This is a genomic window from Nostoc sp. UHCC 0302 (genome assembly GCF_038096175.1).
In the GTDB taxonomy this organism is placed as follows: domain Bacteria; phylum Cyanobacteriota; class Cyanobacteriia; order Cyanobacteriales; family Nostocaceae; genus UHCC-0302.
Genome location: NZ_CP151099.1, coordinates 4,516,410 through 4,535,071, shown reverse-complemented (window position 1 = coordinate 4,535,071; position 18,662 = coordinate 4,516,410). Strand labels below are relative to the sequence as shown.

Genomic DNA, 18,662 nt, shown 5'->3' with positions numbered 1-18,662 from the left:
CAAGGGGTAATGGGGTGGTTGTTCGCGATGGGCTATGCCCCGCCGTAGGCATCGCGTTCCCAATTGATTGGGTTATTGATAATATATTCTCTAATTTTCTCAAGGGCGAATTCATCACGAATTATGTTGTCATGAAACCTTTCTTGCCATCCAAAACCTTCATAGATTTGATTAATTTCAAATGTACATCGTCCTTTGTACCATCTAACAATTTTAGAAAGGGAATTTTTAGACAACATCGGATTAAATAACCCAGTAATCCCACCCCGTTGGCCATCCCCCTTTGTAGAGACGCGATTCATCGCGTCTTCTTCCTGTGTTCGTGGATTCATCACGCCCTCTTCTCGTATTTGATTAATAACCAAAATCCCATGAATATGATTAGGCATGACGCAAAATGAATCTATCTGGCAATTAGAAAAATGATTAGGAATCTCGTCCCACAATTTCTGAACAATTTCTCCAATTGGTGATAACTGCATTTCACCCTGTACAACCTCACCAAAAAAGCATTTTTTACTGTCGGTGCAAATAGTAACGAAATATCCGGCATTGCTAGCATAACTCCATGCTGGTAAACGGGTTGCATCAATGCGATATTTACCTTTGTATTTAGGTTTGTTGTTTTCTGGTTGAGAATCGTAATGATTCATGGTTACATCTTTGATTGATACAAAAATTTATGCAATTATTGCCTTGCATTGATGTAATTGCCAATCCAGAAAACTCGGAATTATTTGCGCTATGTAAATGATGGGAAGGAAGAAGACGCGATTCATCGCGTCTCTACAATATGGTCTATTTGTTACATTCTCTTTTCAAATTGGTATAAATGTGGTGTTTATCGATTGTATGGAATACGGTTCGGGTTTTTTGATAAAAATCATACATGACAAAAACGCTTTGTAGAGACGGCGATTTATCGCGTCTCTCTTGTTCGTCCACAACACAAGTCCATTCATCCACAAAACAAGTCCATTCATCCACAAAACAAGTCTATTCATCCACAAAACAAGTCCATTCGTCCACAACACAAGTCCATTCGTCCACAACACAAGTCCATTCGTCCACAACACAAGTCCATTCGTCCACAACACAAGTCCATTCGTCCACAACACAAGTCCATTCGTCCACAACACAAGTCCATTCGTCCACAACACAAGTCTATTCATCCACAACACAAGTCCGTTCTCAACAATTTTTTGTCTAGCGGCGTGTAATTACTGAGATAGCAGATCAACTTAATTAAAAAAAATACTTTTTTTCGCAAGTTTTACTGAACCGCTACATTATCCTATTGAGACACTCTAGAAAGATAAAGTTTAGTAAAAGGTGTGATTGATGCCACGCAAAAAAAGAAGCTCTCCCGTGCTAGAAAAAACTGAGCAGAAAGTAATCGGATTTAAATCGATTGATTCTAGCCTTGACTTTGGTGATTCCATCAGTTTAAAGCATTTAACCCAGTTAACTGGGCAACTCCGCAACCAGATTGACCAGTATAATATGATGCTAACTGCTCTTGACACAGCAAAGGCAGAAATAGAAACCCTTGAAAAGGCCATTCGGGAAACCTCAGAACGCTTAGTCAGTGGTGTGGTGTCGAAGTATGGCAAAGACAGCCGGGAATACGAGATGACAGGCGGGGTACGCAAAAGCGACCGCATTCGTAAAGCCACCATCACCCGGTTAAAATCGGCCGCAGACTTAAAAGCGACTTCTACACAGACGGCGTAATGAGCAACAAGTAGGCATCATTCACCGTGAATGATGCTGCACCTTAGCTTCGCTTTGGTTCTGGGAAGCAGCACTAACGCAATTTGTGATTAACCCACCGACTGAAGCGATCGCACTAAAGCTTAACACCAAAAAGTCAACATTTTTCTGGAAAGCAGGTACATTTTGTAGTAGTTAGCTCCAGCTTAAATTTAAGAGGAAATGAAAATTAAAATAGTAATTTTACTGGGGTTGTTAAATATTTACATAAGTTACTATACAGCATGATTCATGAGTGAATACTATTGCAGTACTAGCATAGGTGTCTTACAAACTATTTTTTGAATCACAAAAAAGTAAACACTAATTAAGGTGTAATTATGAGTGATCAAGCAGCTACTGACAGATTCATTAAAGATTTAGAGCGTGTTGCTCAAGTACGCTTAGAAATTTCTGGATGTTTAGAGAAACTCGCTCAAACAATAAATAAAGCTGAATTAGCTGGTGAAATCTCATCAGGAAAGCTGAGTTTAGAACGCAACATAGAAGATATTACAGTAGCTAGTAAAAACCTTAAGCAAGGTGTGTTTCGCCTATTAGTATTGGGCGATATGAAAAGGGGAAAAAGCACTTTTTTAAATGCCTTAATTGGCGAAAACTTATTACCGAGTGACGTTAACCCTTGTACAGCAGTGTTAACAGTTTTACGTTATGGGTTAGAAAAGAAAGTCACAATTCATTTTAATGATGGAAAAAGACCTCAACAGCTAGATTTTCAAAGCTTTAAATATAAATACACTATAGATCCAACTGAAGCTAAAAAACTAGAACAAGAGAAAAAACAAGCATTTCCTAATGTTAATTATGCAGTAGTTGAGTATCCCTTAACACTGCTAGAAAATGGCATTGAAATCGTCGATAGTCCAGGGTTGAATGATACAGAAGCACGTAACGAATTATCTTTAGGCTATGTAAATAATTGCCATGCAATTCTGTTTGTGATGAGAGCCTCTCAACCTTGTACTTTGGGTGAGCGTCGCTACCTAGAAAATTACATTAAAGATAGAGGATTAACGGTTTTCTTCTTAGTCAACGCCTGGGATCAAGTGCGAGAATCATTAATTGATCCAGATGATGTAGAAGAATTAAAAACATCTGAAGATAGATTGCGGCAAGTATTCCAAGCGAATTTGGCAGAATATTGTTATGTAGATGGTCAAGATATTTATGACGAACGTGTGTTTGAGCTTTCGTCAATTCAAGCACTCAGGCGACGGCTGAAAAATCCCCAAGCTGACTTAGATGGTACTGGCTTTCCTAAGTTTATGGAAGCGCTAAATACTTTTCTAACTAGAGAAAGAGCGATCGCAGAACTTCGTCAAGCCAGAACCTTAGCTAGACAAACTTGCAACCATACCATTGAAGCAGTTGCCAGAAGACTACCACTACTTGACCAAGATGTAAATGAATTGAAAAAACGAATTGATTCTGTAGAACCTGAGTTTAACAAACTCACAAATATCTGCAATCAATTTCAAAAAGAAATTCTCAACACAAGAGATACGCAAGCACGAAAAATTTCTGAATCTTTTCGCAGTTATGTTTTAAACTTAGGTGATACCTTTGAAACTGATTTCTTGCGCTATCAACCAGAATTAAATCTGTTTGATTTCCTGAGTAGTGGCAAACGCGAAGCTTTTAATGCCGCACTTCAAAAAGCCTTTGAACAATATATCACTGATAAACTTGCTGCTTGGACTTTAACGGCTGAAAAAGGTATCAATACAGCTTTTAAAGAACTTTCTCGTAGTGCTGCACAGTATGGCGCGTCTTACATTCAAGTCACAGACCAAATTACCGAAAAACTCACAGGACAACAAGTCAAAGTTGACGCTGACCCTAGTACAGAAGATTATAACTCTCCTGGATGGGCAAAATGGGCAATGGGATTGTTATCTTTGACAAATGGTAATATTGCCGGTGTTGCAATGGCTAGTGCAGGGTTTGATTGGAAAAATATCTTGCTGAATTACTTTACAGTACTTGGTATTAGCGCCCTAATAGGAACAATATTTAGCCCTATCTTAGCTCCTCTTTACATTCCTTTGCTAGGGTTAGGTGTCGGTTTTTTACAAGCAGATCAAGCTCGAAAACAGTTAGTTAAAAGTGCAAAAAAAGAATTAGTTAAACATCTCCCACAAGTTGCACAAGAACAATCGCAGATTGTGTATGATGCAGTCAAAGAGTGTTTTGACTCTTACGAGAAAGAAGTCAGTAAACGGATAGATGATGATATTGTATCTCGTAAATCTGAATTAGATAATTTGGTTAAGCAGAAAGGAACACGGGAAATTAACCGTGAGGCTGAGTTAAAAAGGTTAAAAACTTTACAAGAAGATGTGATAGCCCAGTTGCAAAAAATTGAAGCGTCCTATAGTAATTTATTAGCTTACTATAGTTGAAAAATTATCTTTAATTCGCTAATAAGCTTAATTAAGAGAAAATGACAACACAGATAAACACAGATATTAATCTATCTGTGTTTATCTGCAATTATAAATCTGCTTATACCAGAATTTTGTAATAAAAGCTTATATAAAACTATGTACCAAAAGGATGAAGGTTATAAAAATTTAGTAGATTCTCTTAAATCTGCGTCTACATTACTAAATTTAGAGCGGAAATCGCAACTGCACCAAGATATAATTACCATCTGCAATCATCTAGCTAACCCCAGCTTTCGGATTGCGGTATTTGGCCCCTTTAATTATGGCAAGTCTACTTTACTCAACGCCATATTGGGAAATCGCACGTTACCGATTGATTTAATTCCGACAACAGGTGCAGCAATTACTGTCAAATATGGTACTGATGTACGAACTCGGATCATGTTGCGAGACGGTACAGAAGTTTACCGCAGTGGTACAGAAGTTTTAAAACAATTTGCTATTCTAGGCGGCAACAGACAGATGCGAAAAGATGTAGCGTCTATAGAAGTATTTTGTCCGCATCCCTTCTTAGAAACGGGTGTAGAATTGCTCGATTTACCTGGAACCAATGACAGAGAAGATCAAGATAATTTAGTCCGGGAACAACTTTTAAGTGCAGATTTAGTAGTGCAATTATTAGATGCTCGTAAGTTAATGACACTAGGTGAACGGGAAAACTTGCGAGATTGGCTATTAGATAGAGGCATTAAAACAGTTATATTTGTTGCTAATTTTATTAACTTGCTTGAGCCTGAAGAACAAAAACAAGTCAAAAATCGTTTGTTGTTCGTTGCAGAAAGTTTTCGAGCAGAATTACCCCCAGGTTTTAGTAATTTATATCGCGTTGATGCCTTACCTGCTTTAAGAGCTAGATTAAAAGGGGATGTTGCAGAAGCAAGTAGTAGCGGTTTGGCAGCTTTTGAAACCGCTTTGCAAAATATAGTGAGTATTTTACAACAAAATCGTGGGGGTGTGCGCTTGCCAAGAGTGCAGGCGATCGCATCTCAAATATTACAATTATTAAAAGCTAAAATTGACCCTATTCTTAATGAAATCAAATCATTTGATGATAAAGAAAATGCCAAAATTGAAATTAAACAAAAAGCCGCCAACCTAATTAGTAAAGGTTTTGCTACAAATGTAGGAGAGTTACGTGATTGGCTAAGTTTACCGAAACTGCTTACAAAATATCAGGCTGAGGCTGCGATCGCATTAGCAGAAAATAACTTTGAAACTTGGCAAACAAACACTCTTAGAAAAGACTTGATAGAGCTACAGCTAGCTGTAGTTAAATGGCTCTATCAAGCTTACAATTTTTTCCAAGAAGAACGACCAGAAGACTTATTAATTCCCTTTCCTAGCGAACCGCAAGTAAACCTACCCCCAAAACCAAGTAACATTGATGATTTGAGTGAAACTGGTGCAGTAGCAGTTGGTAGTGGTATTGGTTGGTTGTTGGGTGGGCCTGTAGGAGCGGCTGTAGTTGGTAGTATTTCATATTTATTAAATAAGAATATTCAAAAACAAGATGATAAACAAGCAAAAGAATCTTATCATCAGCAGATCGCTCAACTTTGTATAGCAGCAACTGAAGATTATTTATCTCATTTTAGTAGTAAAGGTTTAGCAATTTTAGCTGATTATGAACAGAGAGCTAAAAAAATAATTCGTTTTAAAGTCAGTGAAGAACCCCAAGAAATAAAGAATAAACGTGAATATTTACAGCAGTTACAAAATAGTTTTAATTTTTTGTTGCAAGAATTGGGAAATGGAAGTCTAAACATGAATCATCAACCTTATAGAGAAATATTAAAACGTAGTAATACTAATAGAGAATATTTTCCCCAAGTGGAGACAGTTCAATCTTCCTCATCGCAAAATACTTTTAACAAACAACGGCAAGAAACTACTGTTAATCATAAGACTGAAAAAAAAATAGAATCTCCACGTCAGCAAGTTTCCTCACCTCCACCACCACCAAAAGCTGTTCCTTCACCAAGCCGAGAAGAGGTAGAGGCGAAGTTTTTTGCTTGGGAACTCGATGAAGAAATAGCACAGATGAAATCAGAAATGCGCTTTCCTGGTTCTCAGGCTGGAAAAACACAAGAAACAAATCAAAGTAACAAAGTACCTAATCAACCTAAAAACCAAGCTGAAAAAGATAAAATTACTCGCGCTTATAGCATTTTAGGATTGCAATCAAGTTCTTCTTTGGCTGAGGTAAAACAAGCTTATCGTAGCTTAGTTAAAAAATGGCATCCAGATTTATTTGTCAATCAGCCACAACTGCAAAAACAAGCTCAAGAGAAAATGCACTTATTTAATGAAGCTTATACACTTTTATCTGATAAATTGAATTAATTAAATAGTTCTTAACTTTAACTGAAGAAATAAGCGATCGCTCTTTTTCAAGCTTGTTTAATCGGCTAGAAATATTAACAGTCCAAATAAGTTGAAAAAGCGATCGCCCCTCTTCCTACATAAATAAGCATTGTTTATATAGCCCCAGAATTTTATTCTGAGGGCATTTTTTTTACTAACCCTCTGCTAAATTTGCAAACGCCTGTACAACTAACTCCTTTGCCTTAGCATCTAAACGTAGCCAATCCACTTCACCTACTTCATCAATTAAACTAGTATCAATAGCAACTTCTTCCTCATCTGGGCTGTAATTAAGAAAACATACTTGATAACACAAATCCCATAAATCGATACTCGCTTGTTGCTGTTGACGCTGCAAAAGCAGATGATATCCTGGATGGGGCATTGGGAGACGAGTAAGAGTCTTTCTGATTTCATCTGCTTCTTGTGGTGTTGCAGTTTCCATTTCTTCCAATAGCCGAGTCACCAGTGCTTTGATTTCATTAGTAGTATCAGCCGGCCAAATTAATACATCGTGGTAAGTTCCCGTCCAGTTAGATTCGTCCAACTGCTTACGAATATTATCAACAACGCGAATGAAAGCAGGTTGCATGAGGAGTTCAGCCTGCTGCCATGCAACTGAGTCAGTTATTTTAGGTAGCATTTTTCGTCAAAAAAGATACTTAAAGAAATTTAACGAACAGAATTTATTAAAAAACTGCGTTTTTACTCTAAATATTTTCTCAAAATAGCGGATTTCATTGAAGAAAATTTGGAGATATTTATTACCATCAGGGAAATTAGGTGTGAAAAACTGGGAAGGGAAATATGATAGGTAAGCTATTAGACCATCGTTATCAAGTAATTAGAGTCCTGGCGACGGGAGGATTTGGACAAACCTACATTGCCCAAGATACTAGGCGGCCAGGTAACCCCATCTGCGTTGTTAAGCACCTCAAACCCGCAAGTTCTGACCCTAAAGTTTTTGACACCGCCAAGCGCTTGTTCAATAGCGAAGCTGAAACTCTAGAACATTTGGGCAACCATGATCGCATACCCCGTTTGCTAGCTTACTTTGACGAGAACCAAGAATTCTATTTAGTACAAGAATTTATAGACGGACATACTTTAACAGAGGAACTAATCCCTGGTAGATGCTGGAGTGAAAGCCAGGTAATTCAACTATTACAGGAAGTTCTGAGTATTCTGGAATTTGTTCACCATCAAGGCGTGATTCACCGCGACATCAAACCGGATAATATCATCCGTCGCGCCTCCGACAGTAAATTAGTTTTAGTAGATTTTGGCGCAGTCAAGCAATTGCGAAACCCAATAGTCACAGTTGGCGGTCAACCTACAGCCACTGTAATTATTGGCACACCTGGCTATATGCCTACAGAACAAGGGCAAGGCAAACCCCGCCCCAACAGTGATATTTATTCTCTAGGAATCATTGCTATTCAAGCATTAACGGGAGTATCGGCAACAGAATTACAAGAAGACCCAGAGACGGGGGAAATCCTCTGGCAGCATTTAGTAACGGTGAATCCCCGATTGGCATCAGTGTTAACTAAGATGGTGCGTTATCACTTTAAAGACCGTTACCAAAACGCAACGGAAGCACTGCAAGCAACTCAAGAAGTGAATAATCCTGTTCCTGCACTTTCAATCAGTCAAGAATCCTCAAAAAATTCTAGCTATCAAGGAACTAAATCCCAACCTGAAGTATCTCGACAGCAAACCATTGCACTTGCACCAGCTAATCCTACACCTGCAAAACCTATTAGTAAAGACTCTAACAAACCCGACCCTTGGCCACTATTAATTGGCTTGGCATTAGCAGGTAGTGCTGCTGCTTTAGTAGCAAATGTCTATCCAAATATCAAAAATTTAGCTGCAAATTTTACAGGCGATGATACGGCCTTAGCCAAAAATTGCTTGGCTGTTATTGCTGGTAATTCTAATATTCGTTCGGAACCTAGTGCGATTAATTCTGACAATATTGTCAAAACTGTTGGCGATAACACCAAGTTTGAGGTTACTGGTAAACGAACAAAGCGGGGTTGGATAGAAGTTAAACTTAATTCTGGACGTTTGGCTTGGGTTTACTCAGATGTAATAGTCAATAATGAACAATGGGTTTCTTGCCTACGCGATAAAGGAATTGCAATTAAGACAGTAGATGATAACAGGCTGATTGCTACTAGACCGATTCCCAAGCCAAGAGCAAAATCTCCTAATGTAGAAATTCCCCTATTTGAGAAATCAGAGGGGTTTACTTCCGACTCTGAGAAATCAGAAGAATCACAGCCTAATGATCATAGTGCCAAGATTGTAGAACAAGCAAGACAGAAGTATGAATCAGGAGATTTGCAGGGTGCGATCGCACTACTAAGGTCTATTCCTGCAAATGCTGCTTCTGGTATCAAAGAAACAGGTGCAATGATTGCCCAGTGGCAGCAAGATTGGGCTAAGGCTGACGCGCTATTTAATGATATCAATAAAGCCATTGATAACGGTAAATGGGATAAAGTTTTAGATTATAAAAACCATCCAGAAAAGTTGCCTGATACTAAATACTGGCGCAATAAAATAGAACCATTGTTTAAACAAGCAGCCGAAAATATTGTAAAACAAGCACTACCCAAAACAGACGATCAAGGTAATCAAAATAATTCTCTAAGAGAAAGACTTAAAAGAAACAAGCAAAATAACTCTCAACAGGAAATTCCTAATACTGACCAACCCCAGATAATAGAAAGTCCTGATACTGTAGAAACTCCTAACAGTAGTTTTTAATATCAAGGTTGTTTAACTACAAGCTGTTTAGGAATCTATTGGTAATAGTTAATAGTTAAATTCATTACCCTTACCTACTGGGCTTTAAACTAATCTTGTGTTTTATTGATGTTAGTAAAATGTGGCGATCACCAAGGTTCTAACTTTCATCTACTTTTTTAAACTTTATATAAAGTTAATTAATAAAATAATTGAGAGTATGGCAAAAACATACAGCAGTTTGCAAGTAAATTAAGTACAGTGTGTGAGTTTAAAAGCTAGATATAAAGCTTTTTTTACTTCTGACTCACCTCGGCTAAGCTCGGTGATCGCCGAGCGCAGTCGAGGTGCGACCACCTGAATTCTGAATTCTGCTGTATTAATAGATAGATTATGTCCAAAAACACAAAAATACCGTCCGCTTTGAACTTAGGACAGTTAAATCTGTAAAATAATTACTGATTTTTGACGTAAGCATTTAGGTAAGCGCTTAATAGCTAATATATTTTTTACCTAAATGCTTTATTTGACATTTTTATTTACAATTACAGTGGTTGCTAGCCTTGCTAACAAATGTTTCACTATCAGTGCATTTCGTCATACTCTGGGGCTTCAACTCGTCTTGCTTCCATCCGCGAAGCAGGTAAAAACTCTGCACGACGTACAGGAACTAAAGGCGGTGTAGACCCTTGGTAGGGGTGAATCACTTGTACAGTACGAGTTTGACGCGGCCGTGGTGAGAATAAAGCTAATACACCAGCTACTACAACGCCACCACCAATAGTTAGGCTCATGCCCCCCACTGCCCAAACTATAGGTGAAGACCACCAGCGATTTTGTGTCTGGGGTTCTGCTACTTTCAGTTGGGTGTTCTGCTGAGCTAATTGCAACTGCTGAGTGTTGTAATTATCGAGAAGGCGTTGATTTTGTGTTTTGAGCTGTTCGTTGTCGATTTTTAAACGCTCAAATTCCGCTTTCATCCGTTCTAAATCAACACGCTGGTCAGAACTAGGAGCAGACGGGGGTTGATTGGGATATACTGGCTGCCCATAAGGATTATAAGGATATTGCCCTGGCGGTACTGGTTGGGGTGCCACTAGATTAGAGGGCATTTGTTGGGGAACAGCGAAGTTAGATTGGATGGGAATATTTGTCCCTTTGAGTAATACGAGAGCCGCCAGCCCAGCTACGGCGACCCCGCCGATAAATGCCATACTCTCACTCATCGCCTTTGCTCCCCAACTGCGGCGTAACTATAATCATTTTTGACTGACTCACTCTCACACTCATAATTTTTTCTCTACTTAACTTGACATAATACTCAGACTATAAGCGACTGTATCAGCTAGTTTTTTTACATCCAGATATCTGATGTTAATATTCAAGACCATAACCGTCAAATTGTCCACTAAACTAAGGACAAAAAAACTACGCTGTTATACTTTTTAATCTACTTTCCCAGTCTAATCAAGTTTTAAGTATTTGTACCGCTGTTAGCGGTTTTGATGGCTGTCTTGAGACTTTGACAAAAATCCGCGATCGCACTCAATCCCTGCTCTGGTGTGCCTTCTGCCAACCGTTTGACAAAAGCACTGCCCACAATTACCGCATCTGCGCCCCAATCCCTTACCTGACGGGCGTGTGCGGCTTGGGATATGCCAAAACCTACACCAATGGGTTTATCAGTAACACCACGAATTTGTTTGAGTAAATCTGGCACTCGCGCTTCCATTTGCGATCGCATCCCTGTCACCCCGGTGAGACTGACTAAATAAATAAATCCTTGCGAGGAGCGAGCGATCGCTTCTATACGTTCGGTTGAAGTTGTGGGAGCCACAAATAAGGTTAAGTCAATACCCAACTCACTTGCTGGTTTGAGTAACCCGGCAGCTTCCTCTAAGGGTAAATCAGGTACTACCAGTCCTGCCACCCCAGCAGCGGCAATTTGCCCAAGAAATTTATCAACACCGCGGTGCAAAATTGGGTTGTAATAAGTAAATAAAACGATGGGCGATCGCAACTTGGGAGTAGTTGCTTGCAACATTTCCAGCACTTGATCCAAACTTGTACCCCTTTGCAAGGAGCGGGTAGCAGCAGCTTGAATGACTGGCCCATCTGCCAGAGGATCGGAGTAGGGTACACCTAGTTCAATAATGTCTGCCCCATTTTGATCCAGAATCTGCAACGCAGCGGCTGTTGTTTCTAAATCAGGATCACCAGCAGTAATAAACGGAACTAGAGCGCATTCTCGATTCTGTGCAAGAGTTTCAAAGCGATCGGAAATCTTAGTCATTGGGCATTCGGCATTGGGCATTGGACATTGGGCATTGGTGAGCCAGTGCAGGCTTCCTTCATTAGCAAAGCTTTTCATTCGGAGGCTCAGAACTTCGGAGTATTCCCCTTAGAATGAACTGGCGTGATTTTTCCCATAAGCAACTAGTGTAAAACCCTTTGGGCATAACTGTACTTACGCTTTGCGTCCGCTTTGCAATCACTCGAAGGGTCATTAGGCATTAGTTCTTCACAAATAACAAATGTCTAATGCCCCATGCCCTATACCCCATGATCACTTTACACCTGAGTTTGTTCTTCTTGTTCTATTTCGGCTTGAATTCGTGCTAGTTCTTCGGGAGTCAGTTCATCTAGCCGTTTTTGTAAAAAGGCTTGTTCATACTGTTCCCGCTGTTGATGGTAGGTCATTTTTTGCCCCACCGCACGGAAAAGATAGGTAGCTAACCAGCCAACTAATCCACCGACTAGTAAGACTTGGCTCCATATACCAGCTGATTGATTATCTAAACCGACAAACTGCAACATGATGTATGCCAAGCCGCCAGCTACAAAAACACCTAAGCTAATTCCAATAGCGTCAAAGCGTCGCATGAGAGTTATAACCTACCAATCTCGTTAAACTTCGATTTGTCGCCGTTGGGGTCGAAAATTTACAAACGGCGATAGAACCAATAAACCCGGAAAGAAGAAAAACACCAGAAAGTACATGAAGGCACGCTCAATGGAGCTAGCCACGTACCAACGCCACTTTAGGTAGAACAATATAGCAACAGGTACTACCAAAAGATAGGCTCCAGCCAAAATCAGATACAGTAGGGCGACAATCATATTTTATTTGTCTGAGCATCTATTTCTCATCATAGGCTGAATGCCTGAACAGAGGGAAGTACTGCCTACTGCAAAATCAACCTATTTTGCAGATTATCCCACATCCACAGAGGCCGACCACTTACCAAACGGATCGCACCGACCCAGCGATCGCTATTACTTATCTCCAGCCAATTCAACTCTCCTTTCACTAAAGCGCGTCCTGTATCTGTTAGCTGAAGTATCCGTTTATGCCAGGGTTCCTCCCTTGATTCGCTCGTAATTTCAAATGGGGGATAGCTACTTTGAAGCATTTCACCCAGCACATACCAGTACATCATGTCTCCCAAATAGGGAAGCGGTTCTTTTTCAACAACTAGAGTTCTAAAGAGTTGATCAGCAGCCATAGTTGGTTTCTCTGCGAGAATTGAGAGTGTTAGCTGTTGTGTCAAGCCCAGTCCATTGTTTATCCAAGGGAGTTCTTGGAGATGTCGCTGTAACGCCCTTGCCATTGGGGGAATTTCAGGAGTTTTGCTATTCACAATCTCGATTAGCCCTTGGGGAGATTCATTTGTCAAAGCTTGCCAAACCCGATGCCCTAATTGCAGATCCTGCCGAGTGATAGTACGCCGCTGTTGCCAAAGTGTGCGGAGTGCTTCTGATGAAAGTTGTCCCAACCCAACAAAGCGTTCAACACCAGGGAAAGCTTTGATGCAAATTAGCTCTAGGTGTTTGGGAAATGACTGAGTTTGCCAAAAGTGATGCAAGACATAAGCTAGAACTAGTTGATCGTAGGAATCATGCTCAAACCACAGCACCACTCGCTCATATTCATAGCTGCTATGCAATTGGCTGTATTCTCGTTCCAGGCGCTTGCGGGCGTCATTGAAGGTAATACCGTAGGCTTGTGAAATGAAAGCTGCTCTTGTGTTCAAAAATTGAGACATTTCCGAATCTGGAGGAACAGGGCCTTGGCAGTAGGGATCGGCAAATTCTAAAAAATCACCTTGGAAACCTGCAATCGCCAGTTTTTGTTGAATATCCGCTCCACACCGTAGATGCAGCGTCTTTAGATCAATATCGAAAGTTATATTCACACCGCTAGCGATATCCAAGCTAGCTTGATTGATACGTTGGATATGTTCCTTGAGCTTTGCCCAACTCGATAACCCATTTTCCCTAGCAATAACCAGTTGAGTATCGCTCAGTTTAGGTTGAAATGCCAGGAAATTTTTAATATCTTTAGCCTTGGGATGATACTGCTGAAAACGCCTCAGCGCTGACTCTTTGCTATTTCTGTACTCAAAGAGCAAGTCTTTTGCACGTTTTTTCTGTTGTTCAAGATTTAAGCGCTCCTCTTTCAGGGGCTGGAGCAAATTAGACATACGATCTCCTTCGATTACCGCCTGTGTCCGCTAGTCAGGCAAAGGAAAGCGTATTGTGGAAACTTTTTGTCGTGGGCGCAGCCCTTTCCGCGGACGTGGTAGCGCATTTACGCATAAACTCATGCTAACATACGTTATCTAGCTACTAGATATTGCATTTAAATGAGAACTGCAATATATTTCTAGCTGGGGAATTTGCTCAAAAAGTCAAGAATCAGATGAACAAAAATGCTGCTTATGGAGAAAACTTTTTAAATTTAGTTGCACAAAAGACGCAATTGATGGTGGAATAGATGAGGAGGTAATTGCTGCCTCTGCAAAACAAATAGAATAGTTGCCAAACATCTAAAGGGGGCGTGGCGGAATGGTAGACGCTACGGACTTAGATAACTGAGCCTTGAAGGAGAAATCCCTCAAGTGGAAGCTCTCAAACTCAGGGAAACCTAAATCTGGTAACAGACATGGCAATCCTGAGCCAAGCCCAGTAAGTTGAGATTCTAAATTTTAGATTTACGGTTAGTTTTTAATCCAATATCTAAAACTCAAAATCGAAAATTGAGGGAAGGTGCAGAGACCCGACGGGAGCTACCCTAACGTTAAGTCGAGGGTAAAGGGAGAGTCCAATTCTCAAAACCTAAAGCTGCTTAAAGCTATTAGGCAGTAGCGAAAGCTGCGAGAGAATGAAAATCCGTTGACCGTAAAAGGTCGTGAGGGTTCAAGTCCCTCCGCCCCCATTTAAAAATTAAAATCCCAAAATTATGGGTAAGGTCACAATCAAGACCGCTGTCGTGCTTCGGGAGGGTCTAGATTAAGGCTAATATTGGTCTGTGCGATCGCTAGCTTTCATCAAGTTAGTATTCAAGCGCAGAGTTAGCTAAATCAACGTGAGTTCGACGAGTGCTATGTTGACCTCTCCCCCAGCCCCTCTCCTACAAGGAGAGGGGAATAAAACGATGATTTTTTCGTTGCTCCTCCCTCTCCGAAGCGGAAAGGGAGGTTGGGAGGGAGAGGTTCATCGAACATCGAACTCACGTTAAATCAAGGCAGTATGTTTCCAGTCAAAATTCCTTTACAGCACTTAACTATAGCGGTTATTTTTGGTGTAAAGTATATTTCTCTAATCTCAAATCTGCCCCTTTCCTTAGTTACGACAGGGTAGCATTTGCTTTGCTCGAATGCTCTATGAGGTTGTGACTGTATTGCAACGAAGTCAGAAAAGCTATAGTCTCAACTCCAAAATAGTATGTCTTACTAATAAATTTAATTTATCGATTTGACAAATAAAAATATTTGCTTCTATAAGTAAAAGCTTCTAAAATCCAGTTGGTAAAGTTAGCAGCAAAAATCTAAGTTTCACTTTTTAGTCTCAACTTAAAAAGTTTGTGGCGGTGGAAAGGACTTGAACATCCTAAATTTTTTGTGTTGGTCTAGCTAGGATATTTGAGTGCCAGATTTTTGCGATCGCTAATGCGGTGGAGTAGTAATTAATAGGTGTCAATTAGTTAATTCTTGCCTATGGAACTCTTGCATAAATTTGAATACACGCTTGTTGCCCTATTAGAATTAGCGTCAAGCTACAACAGTGGAGAATCGTTGCAAATTAAAGAGATAGCGGCACTTCAAAATATACCAGTTAGGTATTTGGAACAGCTACTGCGGACATTGAGATGCGGTGGTTTAATTAAGAGTATACGTGGCACTAAAGGCGGTTATGTACTGGCACGAGAACCGCAAAAGATTACAATTCTGGATGCTTACAGATGCATTGAAGGGTTAGATGCTGTTGATACCACCCAGAAAACGGCAGAAGGTGATGTGGTAGAGGAAATATGGCAGGAAGCATCGATTGCATCTGACTCCATTTTGCAAAAATATACACTGTTTGACCTTTGTGAGCGGCGGCGAGTAAGGCAAAAACAGATGGCACTTATGTACTATATATAAGATTACAAACAAATATTTTGATTCACGAATGTCTATTAGAACAAATAGATTTTTCTGTTTGTACTATTGCATTTATCTATCTTTTGACATATAAAAATTTAATTTTATAATAACAAGCTATATATACATATAGACTATAGACAAAAATATTTTTTATATCTACGGCACTCTCACTTATGACAAGTGATTGTTAGAAATATGTTTGTCAAGGGTAAGATTTTTTGGTTGAGACTTTCCCGTCAGTTACTTCGACCGAAACGCTTGGCTTTCGTTGAAGCTTGCCTGATTGGTCTAGTTTCTGGGTTAGCAGCAGTATTGTTAGGACAAGCAGTAGACTGGGCAGGAGCGCTAAGAGTGCATATCTCTTATCGGTGGCCTGCCTATTTGGTGTTACCTGGGATTGGATTAGTAGGGGGAATCTTAGCTGGTTGGCTAGTTGAGCGTTTCGCACCTGAAGCATCAGGTAGTGGGATGTCTGAAGTAAAGGCAGTATTGGCTCGTGTGCCGATGCCGTTAAATCTGCGGATTGCTTTGGTTAAGCTGGTGAGTGCTACGCTAGTGCTGGGTTCTGGGATGCCCTTGGGACGGGAAGGGCCAACGGTGCAAATTGGGGCAGCTTTAGCAAATCAACTAAGTAACTGGGCCCCCACTTCACCAGAGCATCGTCGTCAACTGATTGCCGCCGGAGCAGGAGCAGGGTTAGCTGCGGCTTTTAATGCACCTATTGCTGGTGTACTCTTTGTCGTTGAAGAATTACTGCAAGATGTGTCAGGTATCACTCTTGGTACAGCTATTTTGGCTTCTTTTATCGCTTCAGTCATCTCCCGACTCTATGGCACTCATAGTCTGGATCTGAATCTAAATTTAGCAGTTACCCATACAACTTTCTTCGCTCAAGAAATTCCTTTTTACTTGATTTTAGGAGTGCTGGCTGGGCTACTTGGGATTCTATTTAATAAAAGTGTGCTTGCGAGTTTAGCACTTAATCGCCGCTTGCTAAGTCTGAGTTTACCCAGGCGAATTGGAATTGTTGGGTTAGTCAGCGGTGGTGTGATAGCTCTGTTGCCTGTAGCTTTTCGCAATAATGCTGGACTTAGAGAGATTTTACTTACAGGTGATGCTGACTGGCTATTTGCAGCGATCGCTTTTTTGGTTCAATTCACCCTAATTATTTTAACCTACGGCTCTGGAGCGCCAGGAGGTTTACTAGTTCCCACCTTGGGCTTGGGAGCTGCTCTTGGTTACTTAGTGGGTGCTACCGAACATAGTTTGCTGGGAATGAGTGCGGCAACAACCTATGCTCATGTAGGCATGGCTGCGTTTTTTAGCGCCGTTTCTAAAGTACCAATTACAGCAGTTGTCATTGTGTTTGAGATGACAACAGATTTTAATTTGGTGTTACCACTAATGATTGTGTCTGTGGTTGCCTATTTAGTTGCGGAAAAGATTGACCATCGGTCGCTCTATGATCTTTTATTGGAGTGGAAAGGTATTCACATCACAAAAGAACCAAGCACAGAGGGGCTGTTAGCGCAACTGAGTGCCGCAGATGTGATGCAGGCGCGTGTTGAAACTCTTTCTAGCCAGATGAGCATTGATGAAGCTGTAAAGGCGTTTTCGGACTCTCACCATCGCAACTTCCCAGTTTTAGAAAAGGGTAGAGTTGTGGGCATTGTGACTCAGAAAGATTTAGTTAGTATTGCCGCACAACACTTAGATACGGATACAGCTATTAGTCAGATTATGACACCAGAGCCTGTAACAGTAAGCCCAACAGCTACGCTGGCTTATGTGCTACAGCTACTCAATCGTTATAACCTGAGCTGCTTGCCTGTTACAGAAGGACGAAAGCTAGTAGGAATTATTACTCGCAGTGACATTATCCGCGTAGAAGCAGAGCGGCTCAGTGGCAATACACAGCAGGTAGAACCAAAATCAGCACCTTCTTATGTAATTTACCAAACTCGCGCTCCGGCTACAGGCAAAGGACGGTTGCTAGTGCCGCTTTCACATCCACAGACAGCCCAAACTTTACTGGATATGGCAGTTGCGATCGCTAAGGCTCGCAATTACGAAATAGAATGTCTCCAAGTAATTATCGTTCCACCTAACCGCGTCCCCTCTGAAACACCAGTGCAAATCAGCAAAAGCCTTCAACTTTTGCAGCGGGCAGTTTTATTAGGAGAAGATTGGCGGATTCCTGTTCACACACAGATTAGAGTTGCCCATAATGTCGCTGGGGCAATTTTGGAAACTGTGAAAGACCGACACATTGACTTGGTGTTGATGGGTTGGAAAGGGACTACATTAACTCCTGGTAAAGTTTTCAGTCGGGTGGTAGATACTGTAATTCGACAGGCGGCTTGCGATGTTGTCTTGGCTAAATTAGATGAGAAAAGAGCTTTTGACCGTTGGTTGCTACCAATGGCAGGTGGCCCAAACTCCAGCCAAGCAATTCAGTTATTACCTGCTCTTGCTTCTCTGAGCAAATCGCCCCAAATCAAGCTATGTCAAGTATTTCAACCTAATGAATCTATTCCTGATACAGGATTACTAGAAAACTCTGTTAATTTTCTCCAACGCCGAGTTAAAGGTAACGTAATGGCTACTCCAGTTCATGCTAATTCTGTTGCTGAAGCTGTACTTGACTGTGCCAAACAAAACAACAGTGATGTGATTATTCTGGGTGCTAGCCGTGAAAGTTTACTGCAACAAGTGATTCAAGGAAATATTCCAGAGAATATTTATCGTAAAAGTAATTGCACAGTTATTATGGTACGGAGTGCAACAGCATAATTCGTAATTCGTAATTAACAATTACCCAAAAAGGCTTGATACAGGAGGCTTTTAAACCTCGAACTCACATTAAAATAAGGCTATAGATTCAATCCTA

Annotated in this window: 14 protein-coding genes; 6 read left to right on the top strand and 8 right to left on the bottom strand. The window is 40.6% G+C overall.

The annotated features are described in order from the left end of the window. Positions 1–32 precede the first annotated feature (32 nt). Both WKK05_RS19650 and WKK05_RS19645 read right to left on the bottom strand, forming a co-directional pair. A complete protein-coding gene (locus tag WKK05_RS19650; RefSeq protein ID WP_341524783.1) occupies positions 33–653 on the bottom strand; it encodes a transposase in 621 nt (206 codons plus the stop codon). A gap of 165 nt (positions 654–818) precedes the next feature. Continuing rightward, on the bottom strand, positions 819–1,172 hold the full coding sequence (locus WKK05_RS19645; protein ID WP_341524782.1) for a hypothetical protein: 354 nt from the start codon (positions 1,170–1,172) through the stop codon (positions 819–821). Between the two features lie 169 nt (positions 1,173–1,341). Here WKK05_RS19645 and WKK05_RS19640 point away from each other — a divergent pair, with 169 nt between their 5' ends. From WKK05_RS19640 to WKK05_RS19630, 3 genes are all read left to right on the top strand, one after another. Further along, the gene (locus WKK05_RS19640; protein ID WP_341524781.1) at positions 1,342–1,734 is read left to right on the top strand and encodes a hypothetical protein; all 393 of its coding nucleotides are present in this window, start codon (positions 1,342–1,344) and stop codon (positions 1,732–1,734) included. A gap of 359 nt (positions 1,735–2,093) precedes the next feature. Then, on the top strand, positions 2,094–4,175 hold the full coding sequence (locus tag WKK05_RS19635) for a dynamin family protein (protein ID WP_341524780.1): 2,082 nt from the start codon (positions 2,094–2,096) through the stop codon (positions 4,173–4,175). 141 nt (positions 4,176–4,316) lie between these two features. Further along, positions 4,317–6,563: a dynamin family protein gene (locus WKK05_RS19630; RefSeq protein ID WP_341524779.1), complete on the top strand. Its 2,247-nt coding sequence runs from the start codon at positions 4,317–4,319 to the stop codon at positions 6,561–6,563. 175 nt (positions 6,564–6,738) lie between these two features. On the opposite strand, the gene WKK05_RS19625 is transcribed toward WKK05_RS19630, so the two are convergent. After that, complete coding sequence (locus WKK05_RS19625) at positions 6,739–7,227, bottom strand: hypothetical protein (protein ID WP_341524778.1); 489 nt, start codon at positions 7,225–7,227, stop codon at positions 6,739–6,741. 164 nt (positions 7,228–7,391) lie between these two features. Here WKK05_RS19625 and WKK05_RS19620 point away from each other — a divergent pair, with 164 nt between their 5' ends. Continuing rightward, complete coding sequence (locus WKK05_RS19620; RefSeq protein WP_341524777.1) at positions 7,392–9,362, top strand: serine/threonine protein kinase; 1,971 nt, start codon at positions 7,392–7,394, stop codon at positions 9,360–9,362. Positions 9,363–9,925: 563 nt separating this feature from the next. Here the strand turns inward: WKK05_RS19620 and WKK05_RS19615 are convergent. The 5 genes from WKK05_RS19615 to WKK05_RS19595 form a co-directional block, all read right to left on the bottom strand. Next, positions 9,926–10,567: a heterocyst differentiation related protein gene (locus WKK05_RS19615; RefSeq protein ID WP_341524776.1), complete on the bottom strand. Its 642-nt coding sequence runs from the start codon at positions 10,565–10,567 to the stop codon at positions 9,926–9,928. Between the two features lie 248 nt (positions 10,568–10,815). Continuing rightward, positions 10,816–11,634 carry a tryptophan synthase subunit alpha gene (gene trpA, locus WKK05_RS19610; protein ID WP_341531127.1) on the bottom strand — a complete coding sequence of 273 codons (819 nt, stop codon included), beginning with the start codon at positions 11,632–11,634 and terminating at the stop codon, positions 10,816–10,818. Between the two features lie 278 nt (positions 11,635–11,912). Next, entirely contained in the window at positions 11,913–12,224 is a 312-nt protein-coding gene (locus WKK05_RS19605) for a DUF3007 family protein (protein WP_341524775.1), read from the bottom strand. A gap of 24 nt (positions 12,225–12,248) precedes the next feature. Continuing rightward, positions 12,249–12,461, bottom strand: coding sequence for an NAD(P)H-quinone oxidoreductase subunit L (gene ndhL, locus WKK05_RS19600; RefSeq protein ID WP_341524774.1), 213 nt, complete (start codon positions 12,459–12,461; stop codon positions 12,249–12,251). A 65-nt stretch (positions 12,462–12,526) separates the two neighbouring features. After that, on the bottom strand, positions 12,527–13,825 hold the full coding sequence (locus WKK05_RS19595) for a DUF1835 domain-containing protein (RefSeq protein WP_341524773.1): 1,299 nt from the start codon (positions 13,823–13,825) through the stop codon (positions 12,527–12,529). A 1,515-nt stretch (positions 13,826–15,340) separates the two neighbouring features. On the opposite strand from WKK05_RS19595, the gene WKK05_RS19590 reads away from it, so the two are divergent. Both WKK05_RS19590 and WKK05_RS19585 read left to right on the top strand, forming a co-directional pair. Continuing rightward, the gene (locus WKK05_RS19590) at positions 15,341–15,769 is read left to right on the top strand and encodes an Rrf2 family transcriptional regulator (protein ID WP_341524772.1); all 429 of its coding nucleotides are present in this window, start codon (positions 15,341–15,343) and stop codon (positions 15,767–15,769) included. 198 nt (positions 15,770–15,967) lie between these two features. Further along, entirely contained in the window at positions 15,968–18,565 is a 2,598-nt protein-coding gene (locus WKK05_RS19585) for a chloride channel protein (protein WP_341531126.1), read from the top strand. The last annotated feature ends 97 nt before the right edge of the window (positions 18,566–18,662 follow it).